Annotated in this window: 17 protein-coding genes; 13 read left to right on the top strand and 4 right to left on the bottom strand. The window is 71.6% G+C overall.

Features of this window, described 5'->3' with window-relative positions; translation table 11 throughout:
• Window positions 1–183 precede the first annotated feature (183 nt).
• A complete protein-coding gene (locus tag ABTZ59_RS23510; RefSeq protein ID WP_351412912.1) occupies window positions 184–3,486 on the top strand; it encodes an alpha-mannosidase in 3,303 nt (1,100 codons plus the stop codon).
• The gene (locus tag ABTZ59_RS23505; RefSeq protein WP_351412905.1) at window positions 3,479–5,752 is read left to right on the top strand and encodes an ROK family protein; all 2,274 of its coding nucleotides are present in this window, start codon (window positions 3,479–3,481) and stop codon (window positions 5,750–5,752) included. Before ABTZ59_RS23510 ends, ABTZ59_RS23505 begins: the two co-directional genes overlap by 8 nt.
• A gap of 78 nt (window positions 5,753–5,830) precedes the next feature.
• Here the strand turns inward: ABTZ59_RS23505 and ABTZ59_RS23500 are convergent, their stop codons facing one another.
• Window positions 5,831–7,105 (bottom strand): glycoside hydrolase family 99 protein, encoded by a 1,275-nt coding sequence (locus tag ABTZ59_RS23500; RefSeq protein WP_351412898.1) that lies wholly within the window; start codon window positions 7,103–7,105, stop codon window positions 5,831–5,833.
• Window positions 7,106–7,454: 349 nt separating this feature from the next.
• On the opposite strand from ABTZ59_RS23500, the gene ABTZ59_RS23495 reads away from it, so the two are divergent.
• From ABTZ59_RS23495 to ABTZ59_RS23475, 5 genes are all read left to right on the top strand, one after another.
• Window positions 7,455–8,039 (top strand): DUF5134 domain-containing protein, encoded by a 585-nt coding sequence (locus tag ABTZ59_RS23495; protein WP_351412895.1) that lies wholly within the window; start codon window positions 7,455–7,457, stop codon window positions 8,037–8,039.
• 109 nt (window positions 8,040–8,148) lie between these two features.
• Window positions 8,149–9,084: a M56 family metallopeptidase gene (locus ABTZ59_RS23490; protein WP_351412890.1), complete on the top strand. Its 936-nt coding sequence runs from the start codon at window positions 8,149–8,151 to the stop codon at window positions 9,082–9,084.
• A 46-nt stretch (window positions 9,085–9,130) separates the two neighbouring features.
• Window positions 9,131–9,832: a phosphatase PAP2 family protein gene (locus ABTZ59_RS23485; RefSeq protein ID WP_351412885.1), complete on the top strand. Its 702-nt coding sequence runs from the start codon at window positions 9,131–9,133 to the stop codon at window positions 9,830–9,832.
• A 19-nt stretch (window positions 9,833–9,851) separates the two neighbouring features.
• Window positions 9,852–10,562, top strand: coding sequence for an HAD family hydrolase (locus ABTZ59_RS23480; protein WP_351412879.1), 711 nt, complete (start codon window positions 9,852–9,854; stop codon window positions 10,560–10,562).
• Between the two features lie 205 nt (window positions 10,563–10,767).
• Window positions 10,768–11,421 (top strand): TetR/AcrR family transcriptional regulator, encoded by a 654-nt coding sequence (locus ABTZ59_RS23475; protein ID WP_351412873.1) that lies wholly within the window; start codon window positions 10,768–10,770, stop codon window positions 11,419–11,421.
• Here the strand turns inward: ABTZ59_RS23475 and ABTZ59_RS23470 are convergent.
• Window positions 11,397–12,893: an LVIVD repeat-containing protein gene (locus ABTZ59_RS23470; RefSeq protein ID WP_351412861.1), complete on the bottom strand. Its 1,497-nt coding sequence runs from the start codon at window positions 12,891–12,893 to the stop codon at window positions 11,397–11,399. The genes ABTZ59_RS23475 and ABTZ59_RS23470 overlap by 25 nt on opposite strands.
• Window positions 12,894–13,069: 176 nt before the next feature.
• Between ABTZ59_RS23470 and ABTZ59_RS23465 the strand changes: the two genes are divergently transcribed.
• The gene (locus ABTZ59_RS23465; RefSeq protein WP_351412857.1) at window positions 13,070–13,738 is read left to right on the top strand and encodes a DUF305 domain-containing protein; all 669 of its coding nucleotides are present in this window, start codon (window positions 13,070–13,072) and stop codon (window positions 13,736–13,738) included.
• 118 nt (window positions 13,739–13,856) lie between these two features.
• Here the strand turns inward: ABTZ59_RS23465 and ABTZ59_RS23460 are convergent, their stop codons facing one another.
• Entirely contained in the window at window positions 13,857–14,681 is an 825-nt protein-coding gene (locus ABTZ59_RS23460) for a DUF6214 family protein (RefSeq protein WP_351412850.1), read from the bottom strand.
• Between the two features lie 234 nt (window positions 14,682–14,915).
• Window positions 14,916–15,266 (bottom strand): ArsR/SmtB family transcription factor, encoded by a 351-nt coding sequence (locus ABTZ59_RS23455; RefSeq protein WP_351412841.1) that lies wholly within the window; start codon window positions 15,264–15,266, stop codon window positions 14,916–14,918.
• Between the two features lie 182 nt (window positions 15,267–15,448).
• Between ABTZ59_RS23455 and ABTZ59_RS23450 the strand changes: the two genes are divergently transcribed.
• The 5 genes from ABTZ59_RS23450 (at window position 15,449) to ABTZ59_RS23430 (ending at window position 20,574) form a co-directional block, all read left to right on the top strand.
• Window positions 15,449–16,528: an NADH:flavin oxidoreductase/NADH oxidase gene (locus ABTZ59_RS23450; protein WP_351412836.1), complete on the top strand. Its 1,080-nt coding sequence runs from the start codon at window positions 15,449–15,451 to the stop codon at window positions 16,526–16,528.
• Between the two features lie 141 nt (window positions 16,529–16,669).
• Window positions 16,670–17,758 carry a WD40/YVTN/BNR-like repeat-containing protein gene (locus ABTZ59_RS23445; protein WP_351412831.1) on the top strand — a complete coding sequence of 363 codons (1,089 nt, stop codon included), beginning with the start codon at window positions 16,670–16,672 and terminating at the stop codon, window positions 17,756–17,758.
• An 81-nt stretch (window positions 17,759–17,839) separates the two neighbouring features.
• Entirely contained in the window at window positions 17,840–18,517 is a 678-nt protein-coding gene (locus ABTZ59_RS23440) for a uracil-DNA glycosylase (protein WP_351412826.1), read from the top strand.
• A 30-nt stretch (window positions 18,518–18,547) separates the two neighbouring features.
• Entirely contained in the window at window positions 18,548–19,558 is a 1,011-nt protein-coding gene (locus tag ABTZ59_RS23435) for an N-acetylglucosamine kinase (protein WP_351412820.1), read from the top strand.
• 95 nt (window positions 19,559–19,653) lie between these two features.
• Entirely contained in the window at window positions 19,654–20,574 is a 921-nt protein-coding gene (locus tag ABTZ59_RS23430) for a sirohydrochlorin chelatase (protein ID WP_351412802.1), read from the top strand.
• Window positions 20,575–20,695 lie beyond the last annotated feature (121 nt).

The raw sequence follows: 20,695 nt of genomic DNA, 5'->3' as shown, positions 1-20,695 counted from the left end.
GTCAAGGCACCGGCTTGTCAATTCACTAACTTTCCGACGGCTTCGCGAATCGTCAATTAATTCGCCTGACATTTTCCGGGCGGGCCATCACCACCAGGAAGAAGAACGAATTGGCAAAGCCGTTGACTTGATAACACACCTGGTTTTACATGGCGGTTACTGGCTGGACAGGAAGGGCCGCCCATGTATGACCGCAGGAAGTCCGGAGAGGCGCGGATCAGTCATTTCCTCGCCGCCCGTCTGCGTCCCGCGCTCTACACCGAGCGGCTTCCGATGGATATCGCTGCCTGGCACATCCCCGGGGAGCCGGTGCCCGTCGATGTGGCGCTCCGGGCCGACTACACACCGTTCTTCGTGGGCGATTCCTGGGGCCGTCCCTGGTCCACGAGTTGGTTCCAGGTCCAGGCCACCATCCCGCAGCGCTGGGCGGGCGAGCGGGTGGAGGCGGTCTTCGACCTCGGCTTCGAGCCCGGCTCCAGTTTCGGCTCCGGCTCCGACTTCGGTTTCGGTTCCGGTTCCGGCTCGGGCTCGGGCTCGGGCTCCGGGGACCTCGGCGCGGAGAGCCGTGCCGTGGGGCTCGTCCACGACGCGCACGGCATCCCTCTCCAGGGGCTGCACCGGCGGCACCGGTCCATGAAGGTGTCGGCCCGGGCGGGCGGCGGCGAGCCCGTCCTGCTGTTCGTCGAAGCCGCCGCCAACCCGCCGATCGACCCGGCGACGGGGGCAGGCGCGCGGTACGGGGACCCGGTCACCGCGGGGGACGAGCCCTTGTACCGACTGCTCCGCGCCGATCTCGCCGTACGCGACGAGGGCATCTGGCAGCTGATCCATGACATCGATGTCCTGGACTGTCTGATGCGCGCGCTCCCGGCGGAGCTGCCCCGTCGGTACGCCATCCTGCGGGCGCTCGAAGAGGCCGTGGACGCCGTCGATCCCCGCGATGTCGCCGGGACCGCCGCGCGCGCCCGGCGGATCCTCTCCCCCGTACTGGCCCGTCGCGCCCACGAGTCCGCGCACACCGTCGCCGCCGTCGGCCGCGCGCCTCTGGGAGCGGCCCGGCTGGGACCGGCGCGCGAGTCCGTACGCGAGACCGCACGCGCCTTCAGCACCATGACCGCGCTGGCCGAGGAGTACCCGGAACTTCACCTCGTCGCGCCGGCCGCCCAGCGGTACGCCTGGCTGAAGGACCGCCATCCGCATGTCTTCGAGCGGGTGCGCAAGTCCGTCGCCGACGGCAACTGGGTCCCGGTCGGCGGCATGTGGGCCGAGCCCGACGGAAATCTGCCCGGCGGCGAGGCGCTGGCCCGCCAGTTCGTCCACGGCCGCCGCTTCTACCGCGCCGAGCTCGGCACCGACACCGACGGTGCCTGGCTGCCCGGTGGATCCGGACTGAGCGCCGCTTTCCCGCAGTTGGCGGTGCTCGCCGGGGCCCGCTGGTTCCTCGCGGAGAACTCCGGCGCCGTACCCCCTCACACCTTCTGGTGGGAGGGCATCGACGGGACCCGCGTCCTCAGCCACTTCCCGCCCGGCTCCACTCCCGCCGCGGGCGAGCTGTCGGGCGGGGAACTGGCCGACGCCGCGGCGGAGTTCGCCGGGCAGGGCGCGGCCGCCCGCTCCCTGCTGCCCCTCGGCGGCCCCGACGGCCACGGCCCCACCCGCGAGACCCTGGAGCGCGCCCGCCGACTGGCCGATCTGGAGGGCTCGCCGCGCGTCGGAAGCCGGCATCCCGCGCACTTCTTCCGGGACGTCCTCGACGCGCGACCGGACGCGCCGGTGTGGCGCGGTGAGTTCCGCCCGGAGTCCCATCACGGCACATACACCAGCCAGGCGCGCACCAAGCGCGGTAACCGCCGCGCCGAATCGCTGCTGCGCGAGGCCGAGTTGTGGTCGGCGACCGCCGCCGTCCGGGACGGCGTCCCCTATCCGTACGACGAGCTCGACACCCTGTGGAAGAAGGTGCTGCACCAACAGGGCCACGATCTGCTGTCCGGCACCTCGACCGCCTGGGCGCATCAAGAGGCCGAGCAGCTGTACCGCGAGGTCCACCGCCGTCTGGAGCGGCTGATCCGCCGGGCCGTGGCAACGTCCGACGGTGGCGACGCCACCTGTGTGTCCGTCTTCAACGCCGGGCCGCTCGCGCGCCGCGAGGTGGTGGTCCTGGACCAGGACCGGCCGACCGCCTGCGGTCAGCCGCTGGCCGACGGACGCGTCGCCGTACTGGCCGAGGCGCCGGCCCTCGGCCGTGGTGCGGTCGTTCCCGGGACCTCGGGGGTCCCGCCCGTGACCGTACGGTCCGCGGACGGCGGCGGGCTGCTGCTGGACAACGGACTGCTGCGGATCCATGTCGACGCCGAGGGGCTCGTACGCTCCGTGCTGGACCTCGCCACGGGCCGGGAGACCGTCGCGCCGGGGGCCGCGGGCAATCTGCTGCGGCTGCTCCGCGACGACCCACCGCGCTGGAGTGCGCGGAACCTGGACGCCCGCCACCGTGAGGTGTGCCGCGATCTCGACCGGGCCTGCTCGGTCGAGGTGACCGCCCAGGGGCCGCTGTTGGCGGCCGTCCGGGTGGTGCGGAACACCGGCAGGTCCACGATCGAGCAGACGCTCTCGCTGACGGCCGGGGGCCGGTCCCTCACGATCGACACCGAGGTCGACTGGCGCGAGCGTGACACTCTCCTCAAGGCGGTCTGGCCGCTCGACGTGCACGCCGAACACAGCGTCGCGGAGATCCAGTTCGGCCATGTCGCGCGCTCGACCCACGAGAACTCTGTTGAGGGCGGGGCCCGTTGTGAGCTCTGGGCACACCGCTGGATCCATGTGGGCGAGCACGGCTGGGGTGTGGCGCTGGCCGGTGACTCGACCTACGGCTATGACGTCTCGCGCCACACCCGCGAGGACGCCGGCACGACCACCACCGTAGGGCTCACCCTGCTGCGCGCGGCGCACAGCCCGGACCCGCACGCCGACCGGGGGCCACAGCGCTTCAGGCACGCGGTACGCCCCGGGGCGGGGATCGGTGAGGCGATCGCCGAGGGGTACGCCGTCAATCTGCCGCTGCGCCCCGGGCCTTCGGGTGCCGCCGGATCCGCCGCGCCGCCGCTGGTCTCGGTGGACCATCCCGATGTGATCGTGGAGGCGGTGAAGCTCGCCGACGACCGCTCGGGGGATCTGGTCGTACGGCTCTACGAGTCGCGCGGCGGCCGGGCCCGTACGGCACTGACCGCCGCGTTCCCGGTGGCGTCGGTGTGCGAGACGGACCTCCTGGAGGAGCCGATCGCCGCGCGCCCGTACGAGGACGGCTCCGTCGGCCTCGCGCTGCGGCCCTTCCAGATCCTGACGCTGCGGCTGAAGCCCGGGAACCGCCCGGCGGCGGACCGGACGGCGGCGGACCGGACGGCGGGGGACCGGACGGCCGGGGCCCGTATCGCTTCGGCCACCCGCCGCAGCGCGGCACACCACGCGGCCGACGGAGGCACTGGTGCCTGAGGCCCCCCAGAACGACGGCCCGGCCGGCTCTCTGCCCCCGGAGCACCGGGCCGTCTTGCACCGCTGGGCCGAGGAGGGCGGCCCGCTCGCGACCCGGGCGAGTGTCGTCCTCCTCGCCGCGGACGGGCTGCGCGACGCCGAGATCTCCCGTCGGCTCGGGGTGTCCCGGCAGACGGTCGGCACCTGGCGGCAGCGCTGGACGAGCGCGGGGATCGACGGCCTCGGCCGGCGCCCGCGCACCGGCCGGCCCGCCACCGTGGACGAGGCGGAGGTCGTCACCCGTACGCTGCTCGCGCCCGGTGGCAGCGGCGCCTCGCGCGCGGTCGCCCGGGAGCTGGGCCTCTCGCACGCCACGGTCGCCGGGATCCGGCGCCGCTGGCGGCTCTCCCCCGACGAGACGCCCGTCCCGTCCGTACCGACCAGACCACCGCTGCCCAGCGCCGAGGTCTGGGTGATGGGCCTGTATGTGGACCCCTGGCGCGCCGTGCTCCTGGCGGGCACCCGGCAGGGGGCACCCCGGCAGTCCGCCGCCGGGACCGTACTCGGCTCGGACGTACTGGCCGGACTCGACCGGGCGGTGGAGGCCGCGCGGACGGCGGCGACGGCGCGCGCGACGGCCGGTGTCACCTCGTCGGCGCCCGGCGGGCTGGCGGAATATCTGACCGAGGCGGGCCGCAGCCATCCGGACCTCGGGCTGCACGCCATCACGCTCTGGGAGACGGCGCCGGCCGACGGCGGCTCACCTCGACCAGCCGTGTCCGAGGTCGTGGTGACGCGCCATCGGATTCCCGCGCGGTCGACTTGGCGCACCTTCCTCCGGGCCATGATCGCGCTCGACAGCACGAGCCATCCGGAGTCCTCGCGCCGGGTCTATCTCGATCTGGCCGCCGAGCTGGAACGGTACGCGGCGGCGCGGCCCGACACCCCGTGCGCGGCGGTGCGCTGGCTGCGGGAGAACGTCGCGGGCCCTCCTGGCACGGACCACCGCGCGGACAGCACGGCGGGAAGCCAGTCCTGGAGCGGGGTCAACCAGATCGATCTGGGCTCGTTCAACGAGTGCGTGGTCATCGAGACCGTACGGCTCTCCGGCAGCATCACCCGGGGCGAGATCGCCCATCGCACGGGCCTCACCCAGCAGTCGGTCTCCCGGATCGCCCGGTCGCTGCTGGACCGGGGCATCCTCATCGAGGACGCCCAGCGGCGCGCCACCTCGGGCAAGCCCCGCACGCCGGTGCGGCTGTGCGGGACGGCCGCCCACGCGCTCGGTATCCATATCGACCCGGAGGTGCTCACCGCGGTCGTCATCGACCTCGACGGCGCGATCGTCCGTACCCGTACCCGGCCCGTGAGCGCCGACATCGATCCGGCGGAGTTCGTCGAACGGGTGGCCGCGCTGGGCCGGGAGACGCTGGCGGAGGCACGCGGATCGGTGCGGGAGGACGGCTTCCTCGGTATCGGTGTCGCCGTCCCGGGGCCGGTGGACACCGCGTCGGGCACGGTGCTCGGACCGCCGCTGATGTCGGCCTGGGGTGATCTGCCGCTGCTGTATCTGCTCCAGGACCACTTCCCGTGCCCCGTCCTGATGGAGAAGGACTCCACCGCGGCGGCGGCCGGCGAGCGGTGGATCGGGCGCGACCGCAGGGCCAGGGACTTCGCGTATCTCTATCTCGGTACGGGCGTCGGCACCGGGCTCTATCTCAATGGCGATCTGTACCGCGGGATCAGCGCCAACGCCGGGGAGTTCGGGCAGCTGTGCGCCATCGCACTGGGGCGGGTGGCCAAGGACGGCAGGCCGGAGATCCTTCCGGAGTGCAATCCGCCGGTGTCCGTGCCGGAGCTCGCGGCACTGAGCGGGATGCGTCCCGTACCGGCCGCGCCGGGAGGTACGTCAGGGAGCACCGCCGCCTATCTGGCGGTGGGCGAGGCCGCCGCGGCGGGCGATCCCGCGGCGGCGGCGGCCGTCCGCGAGGTCGCGCGGGCGGTGGGGCGGGGGGCGCTGGGCATGGTCGATCTGCTGGACATCGATCTGATCGTGCTCGGCGGCCCCTTCTTCACCGAGGACGTCGCCGGCTTCTATCTGGACGAGATCACTCGTACCGTCAACGCGTTCCCGACGGCCAGACGGCTGCGCCGGGTCGCGGTCGAGCCGTCCGTGCTGAGCGCGGAGGCCGCCGCCGTGGGGGCGGCGTCGACCATCTTCCACGCGACCTTCGCCCCCCGGCTGCGGGGGCGGGAGAGCCGGGCACGGCATCTGCCGACGGGCTGACAGGACCTAGTACGCAGAGGCCGCCGGGGGTTGTCCCGGCGGCCCCCTACGTCATCGGCTTCGCCGCATGACGGTCCGTCAGATCCTGGGTTGCGTGGGCCTGGTGGCCGTCAGTCCGAGCTGGCCCTTGAGCATCCGGCCACCGTCGCCGGTCAGCCGCAGGTAGTAGTCGGACGAGCAGGAGGTGCCGTCCTCGTCCAGCGCCCAGATACCCGACCCGGACGGCACCTGCGCACCGGTCTCGGCGGTCTTCGCGATCTGGTTGCCCTCGTTGAACTCGTCGAACATGGAGATGTAGATGCCCTGCGCGCCGACCCGCACCATGTTGTAGAACTGCCGCCACATGAAGTCCCCGTGGGCGCGGTGGCGTTCCTGGAGATCACCCGGCAGCACACACGGCTGGTAGTCGATGCCGCGGGCGTCGCACTCCGCCTGGTCCGGGGTGTTGACATCACGGAAGAACCGGTCGGTGTCGGCGACGTTGCCGATCCGTCCGACCATCCAGGGCGAGATCATGTTGAACGCGCGGTACACGTCCTGGAAGCCGGGCCGGGAGTCATCGGTGCTGTTGCGCCAGTGGGTGGGCACACCGCCGATGACATAGCAGCCCTGGGCCTTGAACCAGTCCACGACCTCCTTGCACGGCGCGGGCGCGAAGGGGCGGCCCGGGTCGTTGAAGCCGAAGCCCCAGATGCACACCACCGGCTTGCCGTTCTGCTTCGCGTAGGCGCTGGACGCCGTGTGCGCCCTCATCTTCGACGTCCAGTCCTCCTTGATCTGGGACTGCATGGACGTCCAGCCGGTGACGTCGTACATGATGTAGAACTTGCGGCCGTTGGCCTCGGCCGCCTGACGCACTTTCTGCGCCATCGCGTCCCGGGTCGGGCCCTCCGGGCTGAAGGGGTTGAAGCGCTGGAGCGCGGCCGTGTCGCAGTTGTTCTCCCGCATCCAGCGGAAGTGCGTGTCGACCGTCTGCTGGTCCCAGGAGGAGAACAGCGTGGCGGGCTGGCCACTGTTCAGGTTCGGGTAGGCGGTGGGGTAACCGCGGGAGTATTCCCGCATGTCCGGCCACGACTTGATGGTGGTATTGCTGAGCGACGGCGGCTGGCTCATGTTCTGACTCCAGTGCCACCACCCATTGATGGGGGCGCCGTCACCGGTGCAGGCGAACCAGCCCTGGTAACCCACGGTGATTTTGCCGACCACGTCACCGGGCGGACTGGCGGTGGGTCCCGACTGTGCGCGGCGGCGCGGTTCGGCCGCCGAGGCACCCTGCTGGGCTGCGCCGACGCCGGCGATGGCGGCCGAAGCCGCCAGTGCGGAGGCGAGGGCCGACCGTCGTGACATATGCATGGGGGAATGCCTCCGACTCGATATCTGCCAGAATGCGTAAAGCCCTCGGGGGTGGGGGGATTTACAGGCGGCGGCAGTCCGCCCGGCCCCCAAGGGCGCGCTCTCGCAAAGTAGTCGGGCGCCACCGTCGCCACAAGGCCATGCGCACCAGGAATTCGATGGGCAAAAGCGAGGGTGTGTCAGCCTATTTTCTTTACGCTTTCCGTTTCCAGCGAAATGTGAATAACCGAACGACGGCGCCCCGCCGGGCCCGTGACCCCCGGTGCGCTCCCTCCGTGTCCCTCTGCGCTCGTATGCGCATCGGCGGCGCCGGGCATTCCCTGGACGAGTCCGTAGACGGGGAGGTGCGATGCACGGACCTGCGATGTCCGGCTGGCTGCTCGTCGCGCTCTGCACGGCGGTCGGGAGTTACTGTCTGCTCCGGTCGCGCGCCGGCGCGGGCGGCCGGCGCGGTTCGGCGGGCGGCGAGGCGCTGATGGGGTTCGGGATGGCGGCCATGGCGGTGCCCGCCGCCGTGCTGACGCCGCCCCGGTGGGTCTGGGCGGGGTACGTGGTGGTGTTCGGCGGCGCGGCGCTCCATACGCTCCTGAGGGCCGGCGGGAGGGGGCACCGGCTGCACCATCTGCTGGGGATGCTCGCGATGGTCTATATGGCCGGGGCCATGGCTCTCGCCCCGGCGGGGGCACACAGCGCACACACGGCGGGGACGGTCGGCACGGGCGGCGGAGCGCCGCTGATCACCGGTGTGCTGCTGCTCTACTACGCCGGCTATGTGCTCCGGGCGGGCGCCCGGCTGCTGCCGGTCACGGCCACCGCGGGCCCCGAGAGCGGTGGCGGTACGGCCCCGGCAGGCTGGGGCGAGCGGCCGGAACTGACGCTGGTCTGCCGCCTCTCCATGGGCCTCGCGATGCTGGCGATGCTGCTCACGCTCTGACCACGGACGGTCCCGGAAGGTCAGCGGCGCCCGCGCCGAAACGTGTCGTGGGTCACTTGCCGGGTGAGGACATACCCCTGAGTAGCGCGCCCCTCCTACTCTGGTGACCATGATGGTCTCCCTGGCACTGCTGCTGCTCGGTGCGCTGGCCGCCGTCGTCGCCCCGAGACTCCTGTCGCGCGCCGACTGGCCGGAGCGCGAGCCCGTGGTGGCGCTCTGGGTGTGGCAGTGCGTCGTGGCGGCCGTGCTGCTGAGCTTCGCGCTCTCCATGACCTTCAGCGCCGCCGCGTCCTGGCTGCGCGTCCGCGGCCATGTCTTCGCACCCGCCCCGCGCGGGGTCGTGGAGGCCTACGCCTTCGGCTCGCACGGGCCGTGGACCGCCGTACTGACCGTGCTGCTGGCCAGCGGTGGTCTCTGGACGGCCGCCATGCTCACCCGCGAGATCCACCGGGCCCGCCGCCGGCGTCGGCAGCGCCGCAAGGAACTGCTCGTACGCTCCCCCGTGCTGCCCGGCGAGGAACCGCGCGGCGAACCGCTCGTGGTCCTGGAGGGCGAGCGTCCCGGCGCGTGGTGGCTGCCGGGCGCCGCGCCCCAACTGGTCATCACCACGGCCGCGCTGCGCCGTCTGAAGGGGCGCCAGCTCGATGCCGTACTCGCCCATGAGCAGGGCCACGCCCGCGCCAGGCACGACTGGCTGCTGCACTGCTCGGGGGCGCTGGCGAACGGATTCCCGCAGGTGCCGGTGTTCGCGGCGTTCCGCGACGAGATGCACCGGCTGGTCGAGCTGGCCGCCGACGATGTCGCCTCGCGACGCTTCGGACGGCTGACGATCGCGCTCGCGCTGGTCGAACTGAACGAGGACCGCGGGGTGTTCGGGCCGGGCACCACCCCGGACGCGCAGCTGCCCCAGCGGGTGAACCGGCTGCTGTCGCCCGTACCCCGGCTCACCGCGGCTCGACGGCTGCGGCTGACCGCCGCGGCGGCGCTGGTGCCGGTGGTACCGCTGCTGGTCGCCTTCGTACCGGCGCTGCGCGCCCTGGGATAGCCCCTTGGGATGGCCCCTGGCTCGCCGGGTGCGCGAGGATCAGCCCATGCTCTCCCCCTCGCCCCCCATGGTCACCCCGCCGCCCCCGGACCGTGCGCCACGCGCCGGGCTCACCGGAGCGGGCGCGACGGCCGCGCTGCTGGCCGTCCTCTCGGCGGTGCTGACCGTCCTCGTCGTCGCCGAGTGGGGCCCGCTGTTCTCCTTCGACCGGTGGGTCGCGGCGGAGTTGCACCGCCGCGCGGTGGCCGAGCCGGGCGTGACCTGGGTGAACCGGGTGCTCACCGACTGGTTCTGGGATCCCTGGACGATGCGGCTGCTGACCGCGGTGGCCGTGATCGCGCTGTGGCTGCGGCATGAGCGGCTGCTCGCGCTGTGGACGGCGGGGACGGCGGCGCTGGGCGCGGCCGTCTCCCAGGGGGCGAAGGCCGCCGTCGGGCGTGAACGCCCGCGGTGGCCCGATCCGGTCGACTCCGCGCACTTCGCCGCGTTCCCCTCGGGACACGCCATGACCGCCGCGGTGACCTGCGGGCTGCTGCTGTGGCTGATACGGCGCCACGGGGCCGGCGGGTGGCCCTGGCGTACGGCGGTCGTCGTCGCGGCGGTATCGGTGGCCGGGGCGGGTCTGACCCGGCTGTGGCTGGGGGTGCACTGGAGCGCGGACGTGATCGGCGGATGGCTGTTCGGTGGCTGTCTGGTCGCGTTCTCGGTCGCGGTGTACGGGCGCGTGACCTTGTCCAGGAAGCCGTGACCCGGCGAGGATCGTACGTATGACCTTCAAGGGTGTGCTCTTCGACTTCTCCGGAACCCTCTTCCGAATCGAATCCGCGGGCTCCTGGCTGCGTGCCGTGCTCGACGAGGCGGGCGTCGCCGTACCCCCCGACGAGGTGCGGCGGTACGCGATGCGGCTGGCCGTGGCGGGCGCGCTGCCCGGTGGCTCCTCACCGGAGCGGGTGCCGCCGGACCTGGCCGGGCTGTGGGCCACCCGTGACGAGAGCGCCGAGCGCCACCGCGCCGCGTACACCGGGCTCGCCCGGCAGGTGAGGCTGCCCAGCCCGGTCCTGTACGACGCGCTCTACGACCGTCATATGACGCCGGACGCCTGGCGCCCGTACACCGACGCCGCCGAGGTGCTCGGCACGCTGCGCCGCGAGGGCATCGGCATCGCGGTGGTCAGCAATATCGGCTGGGATCTGCGGCCGGTCTTCCGCGCCCATGGCCTGGACGCGTTCGTCGACGCGTATGTGCTCTCGTACGAGCACGGCATCCAGAAGCCCGATCCGCGGCTGTTCCGGGCGGCCTGCGAGGAGTTGGGGCAGGATCCGCACGATGTGCTGATGGTCGGCGACGACCGCGGGGCGGACGGCGGAGCGGCCGAGTTGGGCTGCTCCGTCCATTTCGTGGACCATCTGCCGGTCGAGGAGCGCCCGGCGGGACTGCGGCCCGTTATCGCCCTGGCGAGCCGGGGACCGTTGCGATAGACCCGTGGAGAGAGCCGTGAAACGGGCGGCCCCGCGACCCCAAACGGGCACCGCGGCGCCGTCCGGGCATGCCAAAACCGCCTGCCTTGGACGATCCCCCGCGTCGCCCAAGGCAGGCGGCAGCCCCGCTGACCAGGCCCGGAAGGGTCTGCGGCGGGACGCACTGAGTATATTGGCTTAGAGCCAGTCAACGCAGGAGTCAAGCATGTCCCCGCGGAGCGCATCGGTCAATGAAGAGCTCCGTCGGCGTTCACGTGAGCGGTTGCTTCAGGCGACGGTCGAGTTGGTCGCCGAACGCGGTTACGAGGCCACGACGCTCGCCGACATCGCCGACAGGGCGGGTTCCGCGCGCGGTCTCGTCTCGTACTACTTCCCGGGAAAGCGGCAGCTGTTGCAATCCGCCGTGCACCGGCTGATGCACCGCACGCTCCAGGCGGCCCTGGAGCGTGAACCGGCCACGCGGGACGGCCGGGAGCTGCTGGCACGGGCGATCGACGCCATTCTCGGACTCACCGTGACCAGCCCGGTCCTGATGCGGACGCATATGGCCGGCATCCTCCAGGCCGAGGGGTTCGTGCAGTGCCCGGAGCAACAGCGGCTCGCGGGGCTGCTGCGGGACACGGTGGAGCGCTACGGCTCACAGGACCCGGACAGCGACTATCCGCTGCTGCGCGCCCTGTTGATGGGCGCGGTCTTCGCCGTGCTGATGCCGGGTGCGCCGATGCCGCTGCCACGGCTGCGCGCCGAGTTGTTCCAGCGCTACGGGCTGGACTGGGAACTCGGCGTTCCGCCGGGCGGCTGCCCGCCCGGCGGAACGAGTCAGGACACGATCCTTCAGTGGCCCGAGCGGTCGAAGTAGTCCGGCTGCGTCTGCACGTTCAGCTCGGACATCCGCACCCGCTTCGCCGGGTCCGTCAGGCGGTCGTCGATCTTGAGCACATCGAAGCCCTTGACCATGTCGTTCGAGTAGATGTGGCCGTTGTAGTAGTACGAGGACCACGTGCCCCCGCCGACCATGGTCTCGGCCGAGATCGGACCGCGCTCGAAGTACGCGATCTCCTTCGGCTTCGAGGAGTTGGTGAAGTCCCAGACGGAGACGCCACCCTGGTACCAGGACTGGACCATGATGTCGCGGCCCTTGACCGGGATCAGCGAGCCGTTGTGGGCGACGCAGTTCTCGGTGTCCGCCTGGTAGCGGGGGATCTTGTAGTAGCTGCGGAAGACCAGCTCGCGCTTGTCGCCCTTGCCGACGATGTCGTAGATACCGTCGGCGCCCCTGTTCGGACCGATCTCCGCGTTGCAGGTGGCGGCGCCACCGCCGCCCAGCTCGTCGGTGAAGACGACCTTGTTGGCCTCCTGGTTGAAGGTGGCCGAGTGCCAGAAGGCGAAGTTGACATTGTCCTGGACCTGGTCGATCACCCTGGGGTGCTCCGGGTCCTTGATGTCGAACAGGATGCCGTCACCCATGCAGGCACCGGCGGCCAGGTCCTTGGAGGGCAGCACCGTGATGTCGTGGCAGCCGGTGGTCGCCGAGACACCCGGGTTGGTGGGCGCTCCCGGGTTTCCGCCGTCGGGGAAGAGCACCGGGAAGTTCACGACCGCGGCCTTCTCCGGGGACTTGCGCGGCACCTTGATGATGGAGATACCGTCGTGCGGCGGCTGGCAGTCCGGGAACGACACGCTGGGCGAGTACGAGGAGACGTAGATGTAGACGTCCTTGCGCTCCGGCACCAGCGTGTGGGTGTGTGAACCGCACGCGGTCTCGACAGCGGCGACGTACTTGGGGTTCCGCTTGTCGCTGATGTCGAAGATCTTCATGCCCTCCCAGGACGACTTCTCCGTGGCGGACTGCGACGTGCTGTTGCACGAGTTGTCGCTGCGCGAGGAGTCGGTGGAGAGGAAGAGCAGATCACCCGAGACCGAGATGTCGTTCTGCGATCCGGGGCAGAGCACCTGCGCGACGGTCTTGGGGGACTTCGGGTTGCTGATGTCGAAGATCCGGAAGCCGTCGTAGTTGCCCGAGAAGGCGTACTTGCCCTGGAACGCGAGGTCCGAGTTGGTGCCCTTGATCAAGTCCTTGGGCACATTGGCGAGATGACTGATGTTGGAGCTGTGGACGATCTCGTCCACGCCGGGTATCTCGCCGTTCTGGATGGCTGACGTGACCTCGGCGGCCTGGCTGCTGGAGATCTTCTCCTTGGCCTGACCGTCACCGGGGTCGGGTGTGGCGACCGCCGGACCGGCGGCCAGCAGAGTGGCGAAGAGCCCTGCCGCGGCTGCCGCCACGCCCAGACGTCTGCGCCGCACGCGAGTGGTGTGCAACGAACTCACTGCGTCCTCCCTTGTATCCCCGCTCGGGTGCGAACGGGTCACGGACCTCGGCAGTATCGTCCCTCTCATGTACATCTCAACAGATGGCAACAGAGACGTAATGAAAGTTTTTGATCACTCGTTGCCTGAAGCGTGCTAGGAAATGTCCACCACACCATGTGCCGCAGGAGGTCGCCGTGTTGATCCGCCACCGGAGTCCGCGTGTCCGCCGGTCCGTCGTCGCGGCGGCCGTCGCCGCCGCCGTACTCGCCCTGGGAGCCTGCGAATCGGGAGACGACGACAGCTCGGGCGCGGCAAAGACCAGCGCCGACAAGGGTGCTGGAGTGGTGGCGCCCGGCAAGCCGGGCGAACCCGCGAAGACGCTCTCCGCCGAGGAGGCGCTGAAGGCGGCGCCGGACAACACCCCCAACTCCGCCGATTTCACCTATGCGCAGATGATGATCGTGCACCACGGCCAGGCGCTGGACATGACCGGACTCGTCCCGGAACGGGCGGACTCGGAGCAGGTGAAGCGGCTCGCGTCGCGGATCGCCGACGCGCAGAAGCCCGAGATCGGCATGATGGAGGCCTGGCTGAAGAACAACGGCGGGGCGAAGAAGCACCAGGGTCATGACCACGGCTCGATGCCCGGAATGGCCACCGCCGCCCAACTGACGCAGTTGCGGGCGGCGAAGGGGAAGGCCTTCGACGAGCTGTTCCTCAAGCTGATGATCACTCACCACCAGGGGGCGATCACCATGGCCACCGAGGCGCTGTCGGACGGCAACAACATCCAGGTCCAGGAGATGGCGAACGATGTCATCTCGCAGCAGACGTCCGAGATGAACCGTATGCGCGCCATGTGACACGGCGGAGAGAGCGAACGTCGGTGGTCAGCGCCAACGTCCAGCGCCAAAGCCCGGCGGCGAAGTCCGGCGGCGAGAGCCGGCACCGAGGGTCAGCGTCGAGAGTCAACGGCGGTGGTCAGCGGCGGTGGTGACGGGGCGTCAGATGGCCCTCGTCCCGGGCGCCCGCGATCAGCCTCAACGCCTTGCGGCGGCTGAACCCCGTGGCGGACATCACGGCGAGCACCGGGTCCTGGCCGGCCTGCTGGGCGGCCCGGTAGATCTCGGCGACGCCCTCCCGGGCGGCGCTGCCGCGCGGGAGCGACGGACGGGCGCGGTGCCGGCCGGACCGGTCCTCTTCCCGCGCGGCGGCCTGCGCGGCTTCGGGGGCGGCGGCCTGCGTGTCCACGGGCGCGGGCTCCGGCGGCGCGGCCGGGGCGGGGTCCGGCGCTCGCTCCGGCGCCGACTCCTCCGCGGGCCACTCGGGCGACTGCTCGGACGGCCCCTCCGGCGCGAGCGGCACGGGACCTGACACATGGGTGGGCACCGATCCCGCTTGGAGCTTTGCCTCCTCCGCCGGCACCGGCCCCTCGGGCAGCGGTCGCGGTCCCTCGCCGGACCCCGGGGCTGCGTGGGTGACCGGGGCATCGACGGGAACTCCACCGCCGACGGGCTGGGGGGCGGGGGGCCGGTGCCGGCCGGCGACCACCTGACAGGCGCTGTGGAGCGGCGCCTCGATCGCCTCGGCGAGCGCGGCGAAGCCGTCCAGCGCGAGCGGCGGATCGGCCTGCGCGTCCTCGATGGCGATCCTGCCGTCACGTACCACCGCGAGCACATCGATCCGCGCGCCGTCGGCGAAGGTCAGCCTGATATCGACCCAGGGCGGCAGGATCTCGCGCCGCGCGGCGCCGTCCCTGGGGTCCCCGGCCCCGGTGACGGTGCCGTGCCCCTGCACTTCCCACATCGGCCATGGGTACGCGTCGTGCTCATGAGGTTCCTGGGCGGAAATCAATTTATGTTCCGACACATTCACAACTTAATCAGGCAATCCACCCTTATTGTCATGGCGCGCACGCGCCCATGAGTACGGCACCCTGTCGGCTCATCGGCTCTCGCCGTGGCCGACATCGGGATCCGCCGTGGCCGACCCCGGATCAACCGTGGGCGATCTCCGGATCAACCGTGAAAGACCTCCGGATCAGCCCTCACCGAGCCGGGCCGCCTGCGCGGTGGCCGCCCCCAGGACGCTGTCGAGCAGACCGGGGAAGAGACGGGCCAGATCCTCCCTGCGCAGTCCGCTCATCTTGGCCGTCCCCCGGTAGTTCTGCTCGATCACGCCACTCTCACGCAGGACCCGGAAATGGTGAGTGGTGGTGGATTTGCTGACGGGCAGCTCGAAATGCGAACAGGAGAGCTCACCCTCCGCCACGGCCAGCTCACGGACGATCCGCAGCCGCAAGGGGTCGGAGAGTGCGTGGAGCACGCCCTCCAGACGGATCTCCGCACACGAGGGGTGGGCGAGTTCGCGGGTGCTGGTCGCGGCGGTCATGGCGGGGCTCCACTCCATCGGCGAGATCTCATTGTACGAGATTTCTCGTAGTTTGACATTCGCCTTACTACGATGGGTATCGTACGAGCGGTTGACCGGCCCCGCCCGCGGCGGTGGCCCGGCCGGCACCTACCGACCCGCGTGATCCCCCGCGATCCCCCACGTTCCGAATGGAGTCCGCCGTGAGCGCACTGTTCGAGCCGTACACCCTGCGGTCCCTGACCATCCCCAACCGGGTCTGGATGGCGCCCATGTGCCAGTACTCCGCGGACGAGACGGGCCCGGACGCCGGTGTGCCGAACGACTGGCACTTCTCCCACCTCGCCGCGCGCGCCACCGGCGGCACCGGACTGATCCTCGTCGAGGCCACGGCGGTCAGCCCGGAGGGCCGTATCAGCCCCGCCGACCTCGGGATCTGGAACGACACCCAGGTCGAGGCGTTCCGCCGGATCACCCGCTTCCTCGCCTCGCAGGGCACCATCGCCGGTATCCAGCTCGCCCATGCCGGGCGGAAGGCGTCGACCGACCGGCCGTGGAACGGCGGGGGCCCCGTCGGTCCCGAGGCCCATGGGTGGGAGCCGCTGGCGCCCAGCGCGGTGCCCTTCGCCGAGGGGCATCTGCTCCCCGCCGAACTGACCGTGGAGCAGATCAGGGAGATCGTCGGACAGTTCGCGGCGGCGGCGCGGCGGGCCAGGGAGGCCGGTTTCCAGGTCGTCGAGGTGCACGGCGCGCACGGCTATCTGATCGGGGAGTTCCTCTCCCCGCACAGCAACCGGCGCACGGACTCCTATGGTGGCTCCTTCGAGAACCGTGCGCGGTTCGCGCTGGAGGTCGTGGACGCTGTACGCGCCGAGTGGCCCGAGGAGCTGCCGCTCTTCTTCCGGATCTCCGCCACCGACTGGCTCGACGAGGGCGGCTGGACCGCCGACGACACGGTGCGCCTCGCCGGCGAACTGCTGGCGCACGGGGTGGATCTGCTCGATGTCTCCAGCGGTGGCAATGCCGCGGACGTCCGCATTCCGGTGGGACCCGGCTATCAGGTGCCGTTCGCCGCCCGCGTCAGGGCGGAGACCCGGCTGCCCGTGGCGGCGGTGGGTCTGATCACCCAGCCCGAGCAGGCCGAGAAGATCATCGCCAACGGTGAGGCCGATGCCGTACTGCTCGGCAGGGAGCTGCTGCGCGACCCGTCCTGGGCCCGCCGCGCCGCCGGTGAGCTGGGCGGGCGCGTACACACCCCGCAGCAGTACCACCGAGCCGTCTGACCGGGCCTTTCGAGCGGGCCTCAGCCGGGTCGGCCGGCGGGTGGACGGCCAGGGCGGACACGCGCCTTCGGGAGCCGTTGTCAGTGGTCGGGTGCAGACTGGCCCGTATCCCGAGACAACGGCGTCCTGGAGGTATCGGCCATGTCCGACGTACTACTCACCGTAGGCACCCGCAAAGGGCTTTTCATCGGCCGCAGGCGCGGCGGCCGATGGGATTTCGACGGCCCTCGATTCAACGCGCAGGCGGTCTACTCGATCGGCGTCGACACGCGCCGGGCGGTGCCGCGGCTGCTGGTCGGCGGCGACAGCGCGCACTGGGGCCCGTCCGTGTTCCACTCGGACGATCTCGGGGCGAGCTGGACGGAGCCGACGAGACCCGCGGTCCGCTTTCCCAAGGACACGGGCGCCTCCCTGGAGCGGGTCTGGCAGCTGCATCCGGCCGGCCCGGCGGCGCCGGATGTGGTGTACGCGGGGACGGAGCCCGCCGCCCTGTTCCGGTCCGGTGACGGCGGCGAGACCTTCGAGCTGATCCGGCCGCTGTGGGAGCACCCGACGCGATCGCGATGGGTGCCGGGCGGCGGCGGTGAGGCCGTGCATACGGTGGTGACCGACCCCCGGGACCCGGACGCGGTGACGGTCGCGGTGTCCACGGCCGGGGTGTTCCGCTCCCGGGACGGCGGCGGGAGCTGGGCGCCGTCCAACCAGGGGGTGTCGGCGGTCTTCCTGCCCGATCCCCACCCTGAGTTCGGCCAGTGCGTCCACAAGATCGCGCAGGACGCGGCTGATCCCGACCGGCTCTATCTCCAGAACCACTGGGGCGTGTTCCGCAGTGACGACGCGGGCGCCCGGTGGAGCGACATCGGCGCGGGCCTGCCGTCCGACTTCGGCTTCGCGGTCGCCGCGCATCCGCACCACGCGGATGTGGCCTATGTGTTCCCGATCAACGCCGACGCGGACCGCGTCCCCGCCGAGCGCCGCTGCCGGGTCTTCCGTACGGAGAACGCGGGCGGCGACTGGGAGCCGCTGTCGGCCGGGCTGCCGGAGGGGGACCACTTCGGCACGGTGCTGCGTGACGCGATGTGTACGGACGGCTCCGATCCGGCGGGGGTGTACTTCGGCAACCGCAATGGCGAGGTGTACGCGAGCGCGGACGACGGGGACAGCTGGGAGCTGCTGGCCTCGCATCTGCCGGACGTGCTCTGTGTCCGCGCGGTCACCCTGTCCGGGTGAGCCGGGCAAATGCCGTCCACCGATGGTGGTTTGACGGGTGTGTGCGGAAGCGCGCCGTGCGCACCAGTAGAGTGGCGCCCCGTGGCAGCACGACCGTTGAACGAAATCGTCGAGCCCGGATGGGCGGATGCGCTGGCCCCCGTGGCCGGACGCATCGCCGAGATGGGCGACTTCCTGCGCGCGGAGATCGCCGCGGGGCGTACGTACTTGCCGGCCGGACCGAATGTGCTGCGCGCCTTCCAGCAGCCGTTCGACGAGGTGCGGGTCCTGATCGTGGGTCAGGATCCCTATCCGACCCCCGGGCACGCGGTGGGGCTGAGCTTCTCGGTGGCACCCGAGGTACGGCCCCTGCCCGGCAGTCTGGAGAACATCTTCCGGGAGGCCCATACGGATCTGGGGCTGTCCCGTCCTTCCAACGGCGATCTGACGCCCTGGACGCGGCAGGGGGTACTGCTGCTCAACAGGGCGCTCACGACAGCGCCCCGCAAGCCCGCCGCGCACCGCGGCAAGGGCTGGGAAGAGGTGACCGAGCAGGCCATTCGCGCTCTGGTCGCGCGCGGCAAGCCCATGGTCTCCATCCTGTGGGGGCGTGACGCCCGTAACTGCCGCCCGATGCTGGGGGATTACCCGGCCGTCGAATCGGCCCATCCCTCCCCGATGTCGGCGGACCGCGGTTTCTTCGGTTCGCGTCCGTTCAGCCGGGCCAATGACCTGCTGATCGGCCAGGGGGCACAGCCGGTGGACTGGCGGCTGCCATGAGACGGACATCCGCGTGAACCGGGCGGTTCGATGAGCTGGGTCCTGGGTGTGGACTCAGGAGGCTCGGGGCTGCGCTTCGCGCTCGGCTCGACGGCCTCGGACGGCAGCGCGGCCGTGACGACGGTCGCGACGACCGCCTCCGCCGAGCCGGTGCGCACGGGCCCCTCGGGTATCGACGCCGGGCAGTTGCTCGCCCGGCTGCTGCCCGCGGTCGACACGCTCCTGGCGGAGGCGGGCGTGGATCAAGGCGCGGGAGGGGACCGGACCACCCTGTCCGCGGTCGCGATCGGCGCGGCCGGGATGGCGACGCTCGGTGACGGACTGCGCGCCGAACTGCCCGCGGCGCTTGAGCGTTCCCTCGGCGTACGGAGGGTCGCGCTCGCGGCGGACGCGGTCACCGCGTACGCGGGAGCGCTCGGTCAGCGTCCCGGCGCGGTCGTCGCGGCCGGTACGGGCATGATCGCGCTGGGCACGGACCTCACCGGCTGGCGGCGCGCGGACGGCTGGGGTCATTTGCTGGGTGACTGCGGCGGTGGCGCCTGGATCGGCCGGGCGGGACTGGAAGCCGCCATGCGGGCGCACGACGGACGACGCGGCGGATCGCCCGCACTGCTGTCCAGGATAGAAGCGATGTTCGGGCCCGCCCCCGAGCTGCCCGGGCTGCTCTATCCGCGTACCGACCGGCCCGCGGTACTCGCCTCTTTCGCGCCGGAGGTGGCCCGTTGCGCGGCCGGCGATCCGGTCGCGGAGGGCATCGTCTCGACGGCCGCGCGGCATATCGCGGAGGCCGCCGCGGCGGTCTGTCCACCCTCGGGTGCGTGCGAAGTCGCCCTCACAGGAGGGCTGTTCGGACTCGGCGACCCACTGCTCGTCCCGCTGCGCGCCGAACTGGCCGGTCAGCTCCCGCATGCCACGACCGTCTCCTCCGCGACCGATCCGCTCGGCGGGGCGCTGCTCATCGCGGGGGCGCTCGCCGCGGACGCGCTCCGGTTGCCGCCCGACGCGCGCCTGTTGAACGTCCCGACAGAACAGGATGGATGAGCAGAAAAACACCTAACGGATAAATAAGGACAGATGGTTCGCGGCTGCCCCCTCCCCGAACAGCCGCGCCCACAAAACCAGTAGCATTCGACGCCATGAGCACCCCCACTGGGCCCGCATCCGGCCTGCCTGTACGAATGCCGCGACCCCGTCAGTCGGGGCGCCACCGCCGCCCCGAACCGGTCGCGGCTCCCGAAGGTGCGCCCGCGCTTGTCGTCGCCGTGCCCGGAAACCCCTCGGCCGCCGTCCGGAGTCTGGCCGAAGAGGTCGTCAGTATCGCCCGTTCCGAGCTGCCCGGCCTCGACGCCGTCATCGGCTTCCTGGACGGCGACGACTCCGAGTACCCCACGCTGCGGAGCGTCCTGGCCGGGACCGCCGCGCTGCGTACCGAACGCTATGAGCTGGCGAAGTCGGCGGGCCGCGAGGTGGCCGAGCCCGAGGGTCCGGCCGCCGTCGTCGTACCGCTGCTCGCGGGACCGGACAGTGGGCTGGTCACGCGGATAGGTCAGGCCGTCGCGGACAGCGGCGCCACCGCGGAGCTGACCGATGTCCTCGGTCCGCATCCGCTGCTCGCCGAAGGTCTGCACGTACGCCTGTCGGAGGCCGGGCTGGCCCGCGCCGACCGCGCCAGGCTCTTCACGGTCGCCACGGCGGCCGACGGGATCATCCTGGCCACAGTGGGGGGCAAGGAAGCGGTGCAGACCGCGGGGATCACCGGAATGCTGCTGGCCGCGCGCCTCGCCGTACCGGTCATGGCCGCGGCGCTCGACGAGGAGGGCTCGATCGCGGCCGTCGCCCAGGAGCTGCGCGAGGCCGGTTCGACCCAGCTCGCGCTCGCCCCGTATCTGGTCGGCCCCGAGCTGCCCGAGGGGCTGCTCGAAGCGGCGCTCAAGGAGGCGGACTGCGCCGCCGCCGAGCCGCTGGGCGCGTACCCGGCGATCGGGAAGCTGGTGCTGTCGAAGTACACGGCCGCGCTGGGCATCCCCGCGCAGGCGCAGGGGACGGCGACGCACTGACCCGTCCGCACCGGCCACGCGCCGCACGCCCCTGAGTACGGGAGCACGACCCGCCCGTACCCGTGGAAAGGGCCCGCCCGGGATCGCCCGGCGCGGGCCCTTCCGCGTCGGTACCACCACC

The sequence above is a fragment of the Streptomyces sp. NPDC094034 genome (genome assembly GCF_040303865.1).
Classification (GTDB): Bacteria; Actinomycetota; Actinomycetes; order Streptomycetales; family Streptomycetaceae; genus Streptomyces.
The sequence above is the reverse complement of the archived record's forward strand: the minus strand, read 5'-3'. Positions and strand labels throughout refer to the sequence as shown.